Source organism: Streptomyces rubrogriseus, assembly GCF_027947575.1.
Taxonomy (GTDB): Bacteria; Actinomycetota; Actinomycetes; order Streptomycetales; family Streptomycetaceae; genus Streptomyces; species Streptomyces rubrogriseus.
In genome coordinates, this window is record NZ_CP116256.1 from 711,204 (window position 1) to 727,538 (window position 16,335).

At 72.9% G+C, this 16,335-nt stretch carries 10 protein-coding genes and 1 pseudogene; 6 read left to right on the top strand and 5 right to left on the bottom strand.

Annotated elements, in window-relative coordinates; genetic code table 11:
• Positions 1 to 6: 6 nt before the first annotated feature.
• Positions 7 to 2,719, top strand: a pseudogene (locus Sru02f_RS03110) (SUKH-4 family immunity protein).
• A 201-nt stretch (positions 2,720 to 2,920) separates the two neighbouring features.
• A complete protein-coding gene (locus Sru02f_RS03115) occupies positions 2,921 to 3,817 on the top strand; it encodes a coiled-coil domain-containing protein (protein ID WP_109035012.1) in 897 nt (298 codons plus the stop codon).
• 131 nt (positions 3,818 to 3,948) lie between these two features.
• On the opposite strand, the gene Sru02f_RS03120 is transcribed toward Sru02f_RS03115, so the two are convergent.
• The gene (locus tag Sru02f_RS03120; protein WP_109035010.1) at positions 3,949 to 5,529 is read right to left on the bottom strand and encodes a sodium/solute symporter; all 1,581 of its coding nucleotides are present in this window, start codon (positions 5,527 to 5,529) and stop codon (positions 3,949 to 3,951) included.
• A 26-nt stretch (positions 5,530 to 5,555) separates the two neighbouring features.
• Positions 5,556 to 5,975, bottom strand: a complete 420-nt coding sequence (locus Sru02f_RS03125) for a DUF485 domain-containing protein (protein ID WP_109034666.1) — start codon at positions 5,973 to 5,975, stop codon at positions 5,556 to 5,558.
• A gap of 481 nt (positions 5,976 to 6,456) precedes the next feature.
• On the opposite strand from Sru02f_RS03125, the gene Sru02f_RS03130 reads away from it, so the two are divergent.
• The 3 genes from Sru02f_RS03130 to mfd all read left to right on the top strand — a co-directional run bounded on the left by Sru02f_RS03130 (position 6,457) and on the right by mfd (position 13,991).
• The gene (locus Sru02f_RS03130) at positions 6,457 to 7,245 is read left to right on the top strand and encodes an ABC transporter ATP-binding protein (RefSeq protein WP_109034664.1); all 789 of its coding nucleotides are present in this window, start codon (positions 6,457 to 6,459) and stop codon (positions 7,243 to 7,245) included.
• On the top strand, positions 7,242 to 9,806 hold the full coding sequence (locus tag Sru02f_RS03135) for an ABC transporter permease (RefSeq protein ID WP_109034662.1): 2,565 nt from the start codon (positions 7,242 to 7,244) through the stop codon (positions 9,804 to 9,806). Before Sru02f_RS03130 ends, Sru02f_RS03135 begins: the two co-directional genes overlap by 4 nt.
• Positions 9,807 to 10,457: 651 nt before the next feature.
• On the top strand, positions 10,458 to 13,991 hold the full coding sequence (gene mfd / locus Sru02f_RS03140; protein ID WP_109034659.1) for a transcription-repair coupling factor: 3,534 nt from the start codon (positions 10,458 to 10,460) through the stop codon (positions 13,989 to 13,991).
• An 88-nt stretch (positions 13,992 to 14,079) separates the two neighbouring features.
• On the opposite strand, the gene Sru02f_RS03145 is transcribed toward mfd, so the two are convergent.
• Entirely contained in the window at positions 14,080 to 14,277 is a 198-nt protein-coding gene (locus Sru02f_RS03145) for an antitoxin (RefSeq protein ID WP_109034657.1), read from the bottom strand.
• 146 nt (positions 14,278 to 14,423) lie between these two features.
• On the opposite strand from Sru02f_RS03145, the gene Sru02f_RS03150 reads away from it, so the two are divergent.
• A complete protein-coding gene (locus Sru02f_RS03150) occupies positions 14,424 to 15,197 on the top strand; it encodes an HNH endonuclease family protein (RefSeq protein WP_109034655.1) in 774 nt (257 codons plus the stop codon).
• Between the two features lie 5 nt (positions 15,198 to 15,202).
• On the opposite strand, the gene Sru02f_RS03155 is transcribed toward Sru02f_RS03150, so the two are convergent.
• Together Sru02f_RS03155 and Sru02f_RS03160 are read right to left on the bottom strand one after the other, a co-directional pair.
• Complete coding sequence (locus Sru02f_RS03155; protein ID WP_280524908.1) at positions 15,203 to 15,331, bottom strand: hypothetical protein; 129 nt, start codon at positions 15,329 to 15,331, stop codon at positions 15,203 to 15,205.
• A 62-nt stretch (positions 15,332 to 15,393) separates the two neighbouring features.
• The gene (locus Sru02f_RS03160) at positions 15,394 to 16,293 is read right to left on the bottom strand and encodes a hypothetical protein (RefSeq protein WP_109034653.1); all 900 of its coding nucleotides are present in this window, start codon (positions 16,291 to 16,293) and stop codon (positions 15,394 to 15,396) included.
• Positions 16,294 to 16,335: the final 42 nt, after the last annotated feature.

Consider the following 16,335-nt stretch of genomic DNA (forward strand, 5'->3'; position numbering starts at 1 on the left):
CTGACGATGGTGACGTTCGCGCAGGCGCAGGAGCGCGCGGAGGAGTGGGTCAACGGCGAGCTGCCGGCGTACCAGCACCGCGAGGTGCGGGTGCGGGAGTTCGACCTCGGGTTCGTGGTGTGGGCCGAGGACCGTGCGGACGGTCCCCGTTCGGACGGCGGCGCGCAGCGGCTGGTGATCGCCCGGGACAGTGGCGAGGCGACGCTGTGGCCGTCGCTTCCGGTGGGCGAGGTGATCCGCCGGTACGAGGAGGAGTACGGCCGTCCCGAGGAGGCGCAGGCGCCGGTCGCGGCGCCGGCGGCACGGGTGGACCTGAATCAGACGTCCTTCTTGTTGAGTCCGCCGGAGTGGTTGCAGGAGGCGGCGGACCGGATCGGTATTCCGGATCGCCGGCGGGGTGACGGCGAGGGTGGTGAGACCGGAGGTGCGGGCGGTTCCGGTGGTGCGCTTCCGCAGACGCAGGCCGGGGTGTCCTCGGCTCCGGCGGCGTCGGGGCCGTCTCCCGCGGAGGGTTCGTCCGGGAGTGGTGCGGGGTGGCCGGCGGCGAGCTCCGGGGCGTCTGCCGGGGGCTCCGGCGCGGGTGCGGGCGCGTCCGGTGCGCCGTATGCGCCGGGTGCCCCGAGTGCGCCGGGTGTGCCCGCCGGGGCGACGCCCTGGGCCGGGACGGACACCAACGCGGACGCCGGTGAGGACCGTTCGGTGCCGCTGCCGCAGACCGTGTTCGCGCCGCCGTTGAGCGGTGTCGACGACGACACGCCGCCGCCCTCGACGACGTCGGACGCCAAGACGGCCCTGATGTCGGGCGGCAGCGGGCTTCCGCCGACGGCGCTCTCGCCGGCGATCGGCGACCCGAACGCGCCGGGCGCGCCCGGCGGGGCGGGTACGCCGCCGCCCGTGGCCCCGACTCCGCCCCCGGCCCAGCCGCCCGCCGGTCCTGGGTCGCCCGCCACGCCGCCCCGGCCGCCCGCGCCGGACGCCGGGGACATCGCCGACGCCGCGACCAGCAAGGCGACGCCTCCGCCGCGCCGTGGCGGTGGTTCGTCCACGCCGCCGCCGAGTGCCCCGGGGTGCCGGGCGCGCGTCCGGGGAGCACGCCGGCGTCGGCGGGGACGCCCGCGCCGGGTGCCCCGGCGGGCGGCTACGTGCCGACGCAGCTGGTGTCGTCGCTCGGTCCCGAGGGCCCGGGCGGCCCGGGTACGCCGCCTCCGCCCAGTGCTCCTGGCACGCCGCCCGCGCCGGGTGCGACGCCTCCGCCGGGCGCTCCGGGGACCCCGCCTCCGCCGAGCGCGCCGAGCGCGCCGGGTGGGACGCCGCCGGGCGGGATGCACCACGCCGCCACGATGCTGGCCGACCCGGGCCGGACGGGCGGCGGTGCGCCTCAGCCCCCGGTCCCCCGGGACCGCCCAACCCCCTGGCCCGCCCGGGCCTCCCGGTGCCCCCGCCGCTCCAGCGGCGCCGGGCGCTCCGGGTGCGCCGGGCGTGCCTTCCGGTCCCGGCATGCCGCCGCCTCCCCGGCCGCTCCGGGTACGCCCGGCGCGCAGGGTTCCGCGGGGGCGCGGGCGGTGCCGTGCACCACGCGCAGACCGTGCTGGCCGCGCCCTCCCTGGGCGGTCCCGGCGGCATCGGCGCACCGCCGCCCCCGCCCGGCGCCGTACCCGCCCCGCCGGGTGCCGTACCGCCGCCGCCCGGGCAGCCCGTGCCGGGTCAGCCCCCGGCGTACGGCTACCCGCCGCAGCCCACCGGTCAGCCGACCGTCGGGCCCGGCTACCAGGCCGTGCTGCGCTACCGCGCCCAGGACGGCTCCGAGCAGCAGCTGATCCGGCGTTCCGCGCCGGGTACGCCGCACCCGGAGTGGCAGATGTTCCACGAGCTGCGCTCCATGAACGTGCCGCCGGACCAGGTCCTCGAACTCCACACCGAGCTGGAGTCGTGCGAGCTGCCGGGCGCGTACTGCGCGCGGATGATCCGGGAGCAGTGGCCGCAGGCGCGGATCACCTCGATCGCGCCGTACGGACTGGACCACGCGAGCCGGCAGCAGGGGATGCAGCAGCTGCTGGCGCACCAGGGCGAGCTGCACCAGGTGGCCGACGGACCGGCGCGTCCGACGCCGGTGCGCGCTCCGCTGCCGCAGGTGCAGCCCGCGCCGCCGGTTCCGCCGGAGGCCGTCGGGCAGGAGCTGGCCGGCGCGTTCGGCCCGGGGGTCTTCCGGTTCGAGCAGGCCGCGGTGTCCCGGCAGGGGGTGCCGCCGGTCGTGGCGCACACGCTGGTGGCCGCGGGTCTGCCGATGGACATGGGGCCGTTCTTCTGGGCGCAGGCCCAGCCGGGGCGGCCGGTGCCGACGTTGGCGGAGCTGGCGGCCGAGCGTGGTGTGCAGCCGGCCTCGGACGCGGGTTCGTACCTCGTCGTGGGCAGCGACTTCGGCCGGGCGATCTGCGTGCAGTACGGCACGGCGGCCATCGTGGCGGTGCCGGTGGAGGCCGGTCCGGGCGGTGCGCCCGTGCCGCCGCAGTTCGTGAACACGGGGCTGCCCGAGTTCGCGCGCTGCCTGGCGCTGCTGGGCCGGATGTGGCGGCTCAGGTTCGGGCTGAACCAGGAGCAGGCGGGTCGCTGGACGGTGGACTTCCAGGCGCAGTTGGCCGCGCTGGACCCGGCGGCGCTCGGCTCGCCGGAGAGCTGGTGGTCCGTGCTGCTGGAGCAGATGTGGGACGGGCTGCTGTGAGGCGTCCGCGCCGCTGACGTACCCGACGGGCGGGGCCCGGTCGACCTGTGAGTCGACCGGGCCCCGCCCTTTTGTGCGCGGTGTGTCGGATTATGTGGGCTTACGTCTGGTCCATAAAGTCGGTCAGGTCCGTGTAGGTCCCTGTGATGCGGCAGGTTTCACCACAAGCGGGACGCACAGGGTGATTGAGGGGTGATGGGCATGAGCGGTGCATCGGCGTCTCCCCACGGTTTCGCGACCGTGCGCGGGCGTGAGCGCGGTTACCGTCCGGAGCAGGTCGAGGCGTGCGTCGCGGCCCTCTCCGAGGAGCGCGACGCGGCCTGGGAGCGGGCCGCCCGGCTCACCGTGCTGGCCAGGGAGATGGAAGAGGACCTGGGAGACCTGGAGGAGGTGGTCGCGCAGCTCACCTCGCAGGACTACGAGGTGCTGGGGGAGCGGGCGCGAGAGCTGTTCCGGCTCGGTGAGGAGGAGGCCGCGGCGGTGCGCGAGCGGGCGCGCGGTGCCGCGCGGGAGCTGGTGGAGGAGGCGCGGGCGTACGCGGACGGCGTGCGGGAGGCGGCCCGGGCGCACGCCGATGCCGTACGGGCCGAGGCCGACGAACGGGCCCGGCAACTGCTGCTCGCGGCGCGCGCGGAGGCGGACGAGGCGCGCATCGGGGCGCGGCGCGAGGTGAAGGAGGGGCGCGCGGAGGCGTTGTCCGCGCTGCGCGAGATGCGCAGGCGCACCGCCGGGACGGCCGCCGAGCAGAGCAGGGAACTGGCCGAGCGCTGGGCCGCCGCGGAGCGGACCGAGGAGGAGCGCGCGCGGGCCCTGGACGCCCACCACGCGGAGCTGGTGGAGCGCGCGGAGCAGGGAGTGCGCGAGGCGGAGCAGGAACTGGCCGACGCCGGGGAGGCGGCCGCGCGGCGGCAGGAGGAGGCCCGGGACCGGGCGGCCGAGGTGGTCGCCGAGGCCCGGGCACGTCGTGAGCGCATCGCCCGCGACACGGAACGGGTGCTGCGTGAACACGGGGAGCGGTGGGACGAGTTGCAGGCCCACATGGCCTCCGTACGCAGCAGCCTTCATGCGCTGACGGGGCGTGCGGTGGAGGTGGAGTGACGCCCGCGCCGTGAGCCGGCCCGCTGCGTACGGCGCGCCGGGTGCCCCTCACTACGGCGCACCGGGTGCCCCTGGGTACGGCGCGCCGAGTCCCCGTGACTACGGCGCGCCGGGTGCCCATTGCCGTGCCGTCAGTCCCCCCTGCGTACCGCGCCCGCCAGGATCCAGCCCTCCACCGCCTCGTAGTGCCGGCGCTGCTCCTGCGCCTTGCGCCGGCCGGAGAGCATCGTGCCGAGCCAGCCGCAGGCGAAGCCCAGCGGGATGGAGACCAGGCCCGTCGTGGTGAACGGGAACCAGTTGAAGTCGGCCTCGGGGAAGGCGGACACCGGCGAGCCGGAGACCAGGTTGGTGCCCGGCATCAGCAGCAGCACGGCCAGCGAGCCCCCGATCAGGGTGCAGAGCAGTCCGGTCCGCGTGTAGCGGCGCCAGAAGAGGCCGTATACCAGGGCGGGTGCGATGGCCGAGGCGCCCAGGCAGAAGGACAGGGTCACCAGCGGCTGGAGGCTGCGGTGCTGGACGAGGGTGGCCAGGACGATCGCGGGGATGCCGACGGCCAGGGCGGAGACACGGGCGAGGGTCATCTCGCGGCGCGGTGACATCTCCCGCACCCGGGCGGCGAAGACGTCGTGGGCCAGCGAGTTGGCGCAGGCGAGGATCATGCCGCCGACGGAGGCGAGGAGGGTGAGGAAGACGGCCGTGGTGACGGTGGTGAAGAGGAACGTTTCCGCGGTGGAGACCTGCGCGCCGAAGGCCGCCTGGGAGCCCAGCAGGTAGGCGGTGTTGCCCTGCGGGTCGATCCCGGCGACGGCCGCCCGCCCCACCAGGGCCGTCGCACCGAAGCCGATCACCGTGACGACCAGCACGAACAGCGCCACGCCGGACACCGCCCAGGACATCGAGCGGCGCACCTGGCGGGCGGAGGAGGCGGTGTACATGCGCATGGTGACGTGGGGCAGGCAGGCGCCGCCGAGGACGACGGTGAGCTGCGAGGAGATCATGTCCGCGTCCGGGTGGGGGCCGCCCGCGAACTGGAGGCCGGAGTTCAGGAACGCCGACCCCACGCCGCTGTTGTCCGCGGCCGCGTCGAACAGTGCGGCGGGGTCCCAGTCGAAGCGGTGCAGGATCAGCGCGGCGACCACCAGGCCCGAGCCGAGCAGCATCACGATCTTGAGGATCTGGATGAGGGCGGTGCCCTTCATCCCGCCGATCGCCGCGTAACTGATCATCAGCGCGCCCAGGCCGATGATGCAGCCGGTCTGCAGGGACGCGCCGGAGAAGCCGAGGACGAAGGCGAGCAGTTGGCCGGTGCCCGCGAGCTGCACCAGCATCAGCGGCAGCAGCGCGGCGAGGGTCACGGCGCAGGCCGTCATGCGGACGGCGCGGCCCGGCATCCGGCGGGCGAGCGCGTCGCCCATGGTGAACCGGCCCGCGTTGCGCAGGGGTTCGGCCAGCAGGAACATCAGCAGCATCAGGGACAGCGCGGTGCTCAGCGCCAGGACGACCCCGTCGTGGCCGAAGAGGGCGACGACGCCGCCCGTGCCGAGCACGGACGCCGCCGAGATGTAGTCGCCGGCGATCGCGAGGCCGTTGCGCATGGGCGACAGGGAGCCGTACCCGGTGTAGAACTCGTCGAGGTCGTCCCGGTCCGGGCCGGTCATCACGCACAGGAGCAGCGTGACGGTGGCGACGGCCGTGAAGCCGACCAGGGACATCGTCTGGGCGTTGCCGCTGAACTCCGTCACCGTCCCGCCCCCCGCCGTGCGTCCAGCTCGGCCTCCTTGCGGATCCGGTCCGCGAGCGGGTCGACGCGGCGCCGTGCGGTGTGCTCGTACAGCGCGATCGCCAGCCAGGTGACGGGGAGCTGGGCCAGGGCGAGCAGCAGTCCGGTGGGCAGTCCGCCGGCGGCGGTGCCGGTCATCAGCCCGGGCGCGTACGCGGACAGCAGCAGGAAGAGGGTGAAGTAGCCGAGCGCGGCGAGCGTGGCGGTGCGCCGCTGCCGGCGGTAGGCGCTGCGCAGGATCCGCAGGTCGCTGTGGCGGCCCAACGGGTCGCGGCGGGAGGCGCGGTGGGCGTGGGACGTCGGGGCGTACGAGGGCGGGGGCGGGGGCGGGGGTGGTGGCGGGCGGTGCGGGTACGACGGGGACGGGTCGTGGGACATCCCGATTCTCCTTGCGCGGCTAGGGTCCGAGCGGTGGACCGCAGGAGGTGGGGGGCGGGAGCCAGGCACGTTACTCGCGGGTTGGGAAGCACGCTGCGTTTTGGCCGAACTGATCGGTCGGTATGTGCGCGGGTGGACGCACGATGCGTCTCAGGGTGGAGGGCGACCCCTAGACGCACTCCACCGAAGGGTGGACTGCCCTTAGGGGTACCTCCGTACTACGGGTCGGGGAGGGTTCGTACCGACGGAGGACGAGACGGGACCGGTGGCGTCCTTAATCTGGCTTTACGCCGCTGGGGGGCGGTGAACCGGACCCGCGGGGGTGGGGTTTTCCTCAGTAAAAGACTGCGCTGAACACCAGCGCGGACGGCCCCCGGTTCCGGACAGACTCTTCGAGACAGCAGCGAGACACCTGCGCGGCGGTACGACCGCCGCGCCGGGCACCGGCGGCTCACTCGATGACCGACATAGGAGACTTGACATGACATCGGCCGTAAGTATTCCCACGCACGGGAGCACTGGAGGGCGTACGGCCGTTGCCGCGCGAGCGCGGCAGGTCGTGAAGGCCTATGGATCGGGCGAGACCCGGGTGGTCGCCCTCGACCACGTGGACGTGGACATCGCACGCGGCCAGTTCACCGCGATCATGGGCCCCTCGGGGTCCGGCAAGTCCACGCTGATGCACTGCCTGGCCGGCCTGGACACCGTCACCGGCGGGCAGATCTACCTCGACGAGACCGAGATCACCGGCCTGAAGGACAAGAAGCTCACGCAGCTGCGCCGGGACCGGATCGGCTTCATCTTCCAGGCGTTCAACCTGCTCCCGACGCTCAACGCGATCGAGAACATCACGCTGCCCATGGACATCGCCGGCCGCAAGTACGACCGTGCGTGGCTGGACCGCGTCGTGGAGACCGTGGGGCTCGCCGGGCGGCTCAAGCACCGGCCCACCCAGCTCTCCGGCGGCCAGCAGCAGCGGGTCGCGGTGGCCCGGGCCCTGGCCGCCCAGCCCGAGATCATCTTCGGTGACGAGCCGACCGGAAACCTGGACTCGCGCGCCGGTGCCGAAGTCCTCGGCTTCCTGCGCCGGTCGGTCACCGAGCTGGGCCAGACCATCGTGATGGTCACCCACGACCCGGTGGCCGCCAGCTACGCGGACCGGGTGCTGTACCTCGCCGACGGCCGCATCGTGGACGAGATGTACAAGCCCACCGCGGAGGCCGTGCTGGACCGCATGAAGGACTTCGACGCCCGGGGGCGCACGTCATGACCGTCGTGAAGACCTCGATGCGCAACTTCTTCGCGCACAAGGGCCGCATGGCGCTCTCGGCGGTGGCGGTGCTGCTGTCGGTGGCGTTCGTGTGCGGCACCCTGGTGTTCACCGACACGATGAACACCACCTTCGACAAGCTCTTCGCGGTCACCTCCTCGGACGTGTCGGTGGCCCCGAAGGACGTCAAGGCCGAGGACACTCCGCAGAACGGGGTGCCCGAGTCGCTGCCGGCGTCAACGCTGGAGAAGATCCGTTCGGTCGACGGCGTGGAGTCCGTCGAGGGCGCGGTCGTCTCGATGAACGTGACCGTCGTCAACTCCGACAACGACAACGTCGGGGCCACCAGCGGCGCTCCCACCCTCGCCGGGAACTGGACCAAGAACGACCTGCGGTCCATGGAGATCACCTCGGGCCACGCCCCGCGCGGCCCGACCGAGACGATGGTCGACTCCGACACCGCCGACAAGCACGACCTGAAGATCGGCGACGAGCTGCGCACCATCGCGCAGACCGGCGACTTCAAGGCGAAGATCGTCGGCATCGCCTCCTTCACCGTGACCAACCCCGGTGCCGCGGTCGTCTACTTCGACACCGCCACCGCCCAGCGTGAACTGCTCGGCGGCGCGGACCGGTTCAGCCAGTTCAACGTCACCGCCGCCGCCGGTGTCACCGACGCGCAGCTCAAGCAGAACGTGTCCGGCGCCCTGGGGGACACGTTCAAGATCCAGACGGCCAAGGAGGCGTCCGACGAAGGACGCGAGGACGTCGGCGAGTTCATGGACGTCATCAAGTACGCCATGCTCGGCTTCGCCGGGATCGCGTTCCTGGTCGGCATCTTCCTGATCATCAACACCTTCTCCATGCTGGTCGCCCAGCGCACCCGCGAGATCGGCCTGATGCGGGCCATCGGCTCCTCCCGCCGGCAGGTCAACCGCTCGGTGCTGGTCGAGGCGCTCCTGCTCGGCGTGGTCGGCTCGATCCTCGGTGTCGCGGCGGGTGTCGGCATCGCCATCGGCCTGATGAAGCTGATGTCGGCGGCGGGCATGAACCTGTCCACCGACGACCTCACCATCAAGACGGCGACCCCCGTGACCGGCCTGATCCTCGGCGTCGTCGTCACCGTCCTGGCCGCCTACCTGCCGGCCCGCCGGGCCGGGAAGATCTCCCCGATGGCGGCCCTGCGCGACGCCGGCACCCCGGCCGACGTCAAGGCGGGCTGGATACGCGGCCTGATCGGCCTGGTACTCACCGGCTCCGGCGTCGCCGCCCTGCTCACGGCCGCCTCCGCCGACAAGGCGAGCGACGGCTCGATGATGCTCGGCGCGGGCATCGTGCTCTCCCTCATCGGCTTCGTCGTCATCGGCCCGCTGCTGGCCGGGTTCGTGGTGCGGGTGATCAGCGCGGTGCTGCTGCGGGCCTTCGGTCCCGTGGGCCGCCTGGCCGAGCGCAACGCCCTGCGCAACCCGCGCCGCACCGGTGCCACCGGCGCCGCCCTGATGATCGGCCTCGCACTGGTCGCCTGCCTCTCCGTCGTCGGCTCCTCCATGGTCGCCTCGGCCACCAGCGAGCTGGACAAGACGGTCGGCGCGGACTTCATCGTCCAGGGCAACCAGCGGATCGTGCCGCAGGCCGAGAAGGCCATGACCGGCACCCCCGGCCTGGAGCACGTCACCCGCTACAAGGTGCTCGACGCCACGCTGACCTCGCCCGACGGCAAGACGGACGACGACGGCGTCACCGCCGCCGACCCCACCTACGCCGAGGACGTGCGCCGCGCGACGACCGAGGGCAAGCTCTCCGCCGCCTACGGCACCGACGCCATGTCGGTCGGCTCGGACTACGCCGCCAAGCACGGCGTGCACGTCGGCGACACCCTCTCCGTCGCCTTCGAGGGCGGCGAGACCGCGAAGCTCAAGGTCGCCGCGATCACCAGCGACGACGTGGCCATCGACCAGGGCGCCCGGTACATCAGCATCGAGACGATGAAGAAGTACCTGCCGGCCGAGAACGTCCCGCCGAACATGATCATGTTCGCCAAGGCGAAGGACGGCCAGGCCGACCAGGCGTACGCCGCGCTGAAGAAGTCGCTGGACGCCTACCCGCAGTACCAGGTGGCCGACCAGACCGACTACAAGCAGGAGCTGAAGGACCAGATCGGCCAGCTGCTGAACATGGTCTACGGCCTGCTCGCCCTGGCGATCATCGTCGCCGTCCTCGGTGTGGTGAACACCCTGGCGCTGTCGGTGGTCGAGCGGACCCGGGAGATCGGCCTGATGCGGGCCATCGGCCTCTCCCGCCGCCAGCTGCGCCGCATGATCCGCATGGAGTCCGTGGTCATCGCCCTCTTCGGTGCCCTGCTCGGCCTCGGCCTGGGCATGGGCTGGGGTGCCACGGCCCAGAGGCTGCTCGCCCTGGAGGGCCTGAACGTCCTGGACATCCCCTGGCCGACGATCATCGGGGTCTTCATCGGCTCGGCCTTCGTGGGCCTGTTCGCCGCACTGGTCCCGGCCTTCCGGGCCGGCCGGATGAACGTCCTGAACGCCATCGCGACGGAGTAGCACCCGACCCGACAGCCACCGCACACGGGGGTTGCGGAGGAGGGCCCGGCGCCGACGTCCCACGGGACGAAGGCGCCGGGCCTTTTGCGATGCGGGGCCGGACTGCGACCTTCCATGCCCGGCGAGCCTCTCCTGCCCCGCGAGCCTGTGCTCTCCGCGAGCCTGTGCTCTCCGCGAGCCTGTGCTCTCCGCGAGCCTGCGCTCGTTCCGGAGCCTGTGCTCCCCGCGATCCTCCGCTCCCCGCAAGGCTCCGCTCGTCCCGGAGCCTCCGCCCCCGCGAGCCTCCTTTGCCGCGCGATCCTGCGCTCGTCCCGGAGCCTCTGCCCCGCGAGCCCTCCGCCCCGCCCGGCCCCTCCGCCCTTCGGAGCCCCCGCCCCCCCCGAGCCCTCCGAAGCTCCCCGAGCCCCCGAGTCGTCCGTCACCCTGGCGTTCGCCTTTCAGCCCACCGAGTCGGGTGGTGGGTGGGCGCAGGCCCGGGGGTCCAGGGGGCGGAGCCCCTGGTACGGCCACCGCGGCGCCGGCCACCACGCCCCCGGCGTCGTCCACAGCCCCCGACGCCCGCGCATGCGGAGACGTACGCTGGAGACACCCCGGCCCGCAGCGCGCGTCGGGCCCGTGGTGTTGTACACCCCCGCACGGAAAGCGCCCCGAATGAGCCTGCACGGTCTGCTCGACGCCGTAGTCAAGGACACCGCCCTCGCGGAAGCGATCACGGCGGCCGCAGACGGCAACCGCATGCACGTCGACCTGGTCGGCCCGCCCGCGGCCCGCCCCTTCGCGATCGCCGCCCTGGCCCGCGAGACGGGCCGCCCGGTGCTGGCGGTGACGGCGACGGGACGCGAGGCGGAGGACCTGGCGGCAGCCCTGCGCTCCCTGCTGCCCCCCGAGGGCATCGTGGAGTACCCGTCCTGGGAGACCCTCCCGCACGAGCGGCTCAGCCCCCGCAGCGACACCGTCGGCCGCCGCCTCGCCGTCCTGCGGCGCCTGGCCCACCCCCGCCCCGACGACCCCGAGACCGGCCCGGTCTCCGTCGTCGTCGCACCCGTACGCTCCGTGCTCCAGCCGCAGGTCAAGGGCCTGGGCGACCTGGAGCCCGTGGCGCTGCGCACCGGTCAGAGCGCCGACCTGGAAGAGATCGTCCAGGCCCTGGCGGCAGCGGCGTACGCGCGCGTCGAGCTGGTGGAGAAGCGCGGCGAGTTCGCCGTGCGCGGCGGCATCCTGGACGTCTTCCCGCCGACCGAGGAGCACCCGCTCCGGGTCGAGTTCTGGGGCGACGACGTCGAGGAGATCCGCTACTTCAAGGTCGCCGACCAGCGCTCCCTGGAGGTCGCCGAGCACGGTCTGTGGGCCCCGCCCTGCCGCGAGCTGCTGCTCACCGACGACGTGCGCGAGCGTGCCCGCGTCCTCGCCGAGGACCACCCCGAGCTGGGCGAGCTGCTGGGGAAGATCGCCGAGGGCATCGCGGTGGAGGGCATGGAGTCCCTGGCGCCCGTCCTCGTCGACGACATGGAACTGCTCCTCGACGTGCTGCCCAAGGGTTCGATGGCGCTGGTCTGCGACCCCGAGCGGGTCCGCACGCGGGCCGCCGACCTGGTGGCGACCTCGCAGGAGTTCCTCCAGGCGTCCTGGGCGGCCACCGCGGGCGGCGGCGAGGCCCCGATCGACGTGGACGCGGCCTCCCTGTGGTCCATCGCCGACGTCCGGGAACGGGCCCGCGAGCTGGACATGATGTGGTGGTCGGTCTCGCCGTTCGCCGCCGACGACGCGTTCGACGAGGCCGACACCCTCAAGCTCGGCATGCACGCCCCCGAGACCTACCGCGGCGACACCGCGAAGGCGCTGGCCGACACCAAGGGCTGGCTAGCCGACGGCTGGCGCGCGGTCTACCTCACCGAGGGCCACGGCCCCGCCTCCCGCACCGTCGAGGTCCTCGGCGGCGAGGGCATCGCCGCCCGCCTCGACAACGACCTCGAAGCCCTCAGCCCCTCCGTCGTGCACGTCTCCTGCGGCTCGATCGACCACGGCTTCGTCGACCCGGCGCTCAAGCTGGCGGTGCTCACCGAGACCGACCTGACCGGCCAGAAGGCCGCCGGGCGCGAGGGCGCGCGGATGCCGGCCCGGCGCCGCAAGACCATCGACCCGCTCACCCTGGAAACGGGCGACTACATCGTCCACGAGCAGCACGGCGTCGGCCGCTACATCGAGATGGTGCAGCGCACCGTCCAGGGCGCCACCCGCGAGTACCTGGTCGTGGAGTACGCGCCCGCCAAGCGCGGCCAGCCCGGCGACCGGCTGTACATCCCCACCGACCAGCTGGAGCAGATCACCAAGTACGTCGGTGGCGAGGCCCCCACCCTGCACCGCCTGGGCGGCGCCGACTGGACCAAGACCAAGGCTCGCGCCAAGAAGGCGGTCAAGGAGATCGCCGCCGACCTGATCAAGCTCTACAGCGCGCGGATGGCGGCGCCCGGTCACGCGTTCGGCTCGGACACCCCCTGGCAGCGCGAGCTGGAGGACGCCTTCCCCTACGCGGAGACGCCGGACCAGCTCACCACCATCGCCGAGGTCAAGGACGACATGGAGAAGACGGTCCCGATGGACCGCCTGATCTGCGGCGACGTCGGCTACGGCAAGACGGAGATCGCGGTCCGAGCGGCGTTCAAGGCGGTCCAGGACGGCAAGCAGGTCGCCGTGCTGGTCCCCACCACCCTGCTGGTGCAGCAGCACTTCGGGACCTTCAGCGAGCGCTACGCCCAGTTCCCCGTGAACGTGCGGGCGCTGTCCCGCTTCCAGAGCGACACCGAGTCGAAGGCGACCCTGGAGGGGCTGCGCGAGGGCTCGGTGGACATCGTCATCGGCACCCACCGCCTGTTCTCCTCGGAGACGAAGTTCAAGGACCTCGGCCTGGTCATCGTCGACGAGGAGCAGCGCTTCGGCGTCGAGCACAAGGAGCAGCTGAAGAAGCTGCGCGCCAACGTCGACGTGCTCACCATGTCCGCGACCCCCATCCCGCGCACCCTGGAGATGGCGGTCACCGGCATCCGTGAGATGTCCACGATCACCACCCCGCCGGAGGAGCGGCACCCGGTGCTGACCTTCGTCGGCCCCTACGAGCACAAGCAGATCGGCGCCGCGATCCGCCGCGAGCTGCTGCGCGAGGGCCAGGTCTTCTACATCCACAACCGGGTCGAGTCCATCGACCGCGCGGCGGCCAAACTGCGCGAGATCGTCCCCGAGGCCCGGATCGCCACCGCCCACGGCCAGATGTCGGAGCAGGCGCTGGAGCAGGTCGTCGTCGACTTCTGGGAGAAGAAGTTCGACGTGCTGGTCTCCACCACCATCGTCGAGTCCGGCATCGACATCTCCAACGCCAACACCCTCATCGTCGAGCGCGGCGACAACTTCGGCCTCAGCCAGCTCCACCAGCTGCGCGGCCGGGTCGGCCGTGGCCGCGAGCGCGGGTACGCCTACTTCCTGTACCCGCCGGAGAAGCCCCTGACGGAGACGGCGCACGAGCGGCTCGCCACCATCGCCCAGCACACCGAGATGGGCGCGGGCATGTACGTGGCGATGAAGGACCTGGAGATCCGCGGCGCGGGCAACCTGCTCGGCGGCGAGCAGTCCGGCCACATCGCCGGCGTCGGCTTCGACCTGTACGTGCGGATGGTCGGCGAGGCCGTGGCCGACTACCGGGCCTCCCTGGAGGGCGGCGTCGAGGAGGAGCCGCCGCTCGAGGTCAAGATCGAGCTGCCCGTCGACGCGCACGTCCCGCACGACTACGCGCCCGGCGAGCGGCTGCGCCTCCAGGCCTACCGGTCCATCGCCTCCGCCAACAGCGAGGAGGACGTCAAGGCCGTACGCGAGGAGCTGGTCGACCGCTACGGCAAGCTGCCGGAGCCGGTGGAGAACCTGCTGCTGGTCGCCGGTCTGCGCATGCTCGCGCGGGCGTGCGCCGTCGGCGAGATCGTGCTCCAGGGCAACAACATCCGCTTCGCGCCGGTTCAGTTGCGCGAGTCCCAGGAGCTGAGGCTCAAGCGGCTCTACCCCGGCAGTGTCATCAAGTCGGGTACGCACCAGGTGCTCGTGCCGCGCCCGAAGACCGCGAAGGTGGGCGGCAAGCCGCTGGTCGGGCGGGAACTGCTCGGCTGGGTGGGCGAGTTCCTGACCTCGATCCTCGGGTCGTAACCCGAGGTCCGGGCCGGCGCACGTCGAAGCCGTCCACGGGGACAGTTCCGTGGACGGCTTCGACGTGTCCGGGTACGGGGAGTGGCTTCTACTGCCGCTCCCGGCCGCCGCCCTGCTCGCGTCCGAAGCCGAGTTTGCCCTCGGCCTGCTGCTGCGCGGCGTCGACCTGCTTCTCGTACTTGCCGCCGGTCCGCTGGTTGACCTGGCGTTCGGCGGCGTCGGACATCTTCCTTGACTTGTCCTTGTCCTTGCCGGCCATGCTCTTCATCTTGTCGAGGATGCCCATGCAGAGCTCCTTCCGAGGCGTGACTCACTGTCGAAGGTACGACAGATATGTCTCGTGTGCCCACTAACGCCTACTTAAGGCCCCCTATGGGCCGGGCCGCTGCCTCGCTACGGTGGTGGCTGCGAACGGCAAGGGGAGGGGCGCACATGAGGCGGCACAGCAGGACCCGTACCGGTTGGGCCGCGGGGGCGGCCCTCGCCCTGGCCCTGGTGACCGGCTGCGAAGGCCTGGAGGCCGACGACGACGCCCCGGCCTCGGGCGGCGGCGCCGAGGCCCCCGCCGCGGGCCACGCCGTCAGCCCGCTGGACAACCCGGACGGCACCGAGCCGGGCCTCGCCCCGGTCGCGGGCGACAGCCCGCAGGCGGCCGCCCGCAAGCTGATCGACGGTCTGCGGACCAAGGGGCGCGGCCCGAAGACCGGGTACGACCGGGACGAGTTCGGCTACGCCTGGATGGACACCGCCGACGGCGTCCCACTCGCCCGCAACGGCTGCGACACCCGCAACGACCTGCTCAAACGCGACGGCCAGGAGGTCCGCTTCAAGTCCGGCTCGGACTGTGTGGTCATCGCGATGACGCTGGACGATCCGTACACCGGGACGAGCATCGAGTGGCGCAAGCAGAAGGCGAGCGAGGTCCAGATCGACCACGTCGTGCCGCTGTCCTACAGCTGGCAGATGGGCTCCTCGCGCTGGCCGGAGAACAAGCGCGAGCAGCTGGCCAACGACCCGCTCAACCTGCTCCCCGTCGAGGGCCGCGCCAACTCCGCCAAGCGCGACTCCGGCCCGGCCTCCTGGCTGCCGCCCGACAGGTCGATCCGGTGCGCGTACGCCGTCCGCTTCGCCCAGGTCGCGGTCAAGTACGAGCTGGCGGTGACGGAGGCGGACCGGGCGATGATGTCGAAGCAGTGCCAGGGCTGACGCGGCTACGGCGCCGGTGTGGTCAGCGCCGCGAGGGCGGGGCGGAGCAGCGCCGCGATCCGGTCGCCCGAGGCGTCCCGCGGGGGTGACGGACCGAGCAGCTGGTGCGACTGCTCGGACGGCTTCGGGGTCACGCGGCCCGGCGTGAGGGGCCCGGCTCCCGCAGCCCCGGGGTGAGGGACCCGGCTCCCGCGGCTCAGGCGCTCGTCCCGTCCAGGCCGTCCAGGTCGAGGACCTCTCCTGCGGGGGACTCGGCGGGCACCGGCTCGTCGTACCCGGTGAAGGACAGGGCGCCGGGCTCCTGCTTCGAGCCGCTCTCGAAGCGCAGCAGGTACGGCTTGCCCTCGGTGGCGACGTACACCGTGTTGCGCGTGGAGCCGTCCGTCTCGTACAGGGTGAACGCGGGCTTGCCGTCGACGGTGGTGGCCCTGCCGCGGGTCACCTTCGTCGGGGCGTCGTCGCCGCTGCCCCCGGCGTCCTCCAGCAGCTTGTCCAGGTCGCAGAAGCCGGCCATCTCCTTCGCGTCCGCGCCGTCGGCGGACATGCTGGTCCACCGTCCGGCCAGCAGCGACACGAGGGCCTCGGTGTCGGCCTGCGGCTCGCCCTTGCTCTGGGCCCGCAGGAACCGCTCGTCGTACTTCAGGTAGACCGTGTCGCCGGTCTTGATCAACTCGGCCTTGCCCTGGCCGTCCATGCCCATCGTCCCGGCGCAGTCGCCCCGCCGGTCCAGGGCGAGGTCGATCTCTATGGTGCCGCCGCTCTCGTCGTCGGGGACGCTGCCGGTCATGCGCAGCGAGCGCGCCCCGGTGGTGGCCTTCAGCGCCCGCTCGGATATCTCGGCGCCGGTCAGCCCGGCGAACGGCTCGTCCGGCGACGGTCCGGAGGCGGACGCGGACGCCTCTGCCGGCGCCGCGGTCGAGCCGGGTGCGCTGGCGGACGGCGACGCGGCCGAGGATCCGCCGGACGCGGTGGACCGGGCGGCCCCGTCGGACGTGCCGTCGCCGTCCTGGCCGGACTGGCAGCCGGTCAGGCAGGCGGTGGCGCCGGCGGCGAGGAGAAGAGCGGTGAGTGCGGTGCGGCGCGCGCGACGGCGCATGGTGGATCCCCCCAGGGATTCTCGGTGAACGGGGAGCGCGGT

Excerpts from the sequence above, each read along its gene's own strand:
- Sru02f_RS03115 (WP_109035012.1), top strand. The coding sequence starts at position 2,921 with ATGAGCGGTGCATCGGCGTCTCCCCACGGTTTCGCGACCGTGCGCGGG.
- Sru02f_RS03120 (WP_109035010.1), bottom strand. The coding sequence starts at position 5,529 with ATGTCCCTGGTCGGCTTCACGGCCGTCGCCACCGTCACGCTGCTCCTG.
- Sru02f_RS03125 (WP_109034666.1), bottom strand. The coding sequence starts at position 5,975 with ATGTCCCACGACCCGTCCCCGTCGTACCCGCACCGCCCGCCACCACCC.
- Sru02f_RS03130 (WP_109034664.1), top strand. The coding sequence starts at position 6,457 with ATGACATCGGCCGTAAGTATTCCCACGCACGGGAGCACTGGAGGGCGT.
- Sru02f_RS03135 (WP_109034662.1), top strand. The coding sequence starts at position 7,242 with ATGACCGTCGTGAAGACCTCGATGCGCAACTTCTTCGCGCACAAGGGC.
- mfd (WP_109034659.1), top strand. The coding sequence starts at position 10,458 with ATGAGCCTGCACGGTCTGCTCGACGCCGTAGTCAAGGACACCGCCCTC.
- Sru02f_RS03145 (WP_109034657.1), bottom strand. The coding sequence starts at position 14,277 with ATGGGCATCCTCGACAAGATGAAGAGCATGGCCGGCAAGGACAAGGAC.
- Sru02f_RS03150 (WP_109034655.1), top strand. The coding sequence starts at position 14,424 with ATGAGGCGGCACAGCAGGACCCGTACCGGTTGGGCCGCGGGGGCGGCC.
- Sru02f_RS03160 (WP_109034653.1), bottom strand. The coding sequence starts at position 16,293 with ATGCGCCGTCGCGCGCGCCGCACCGCACTCACCGCTCTTCTCCTCGCC.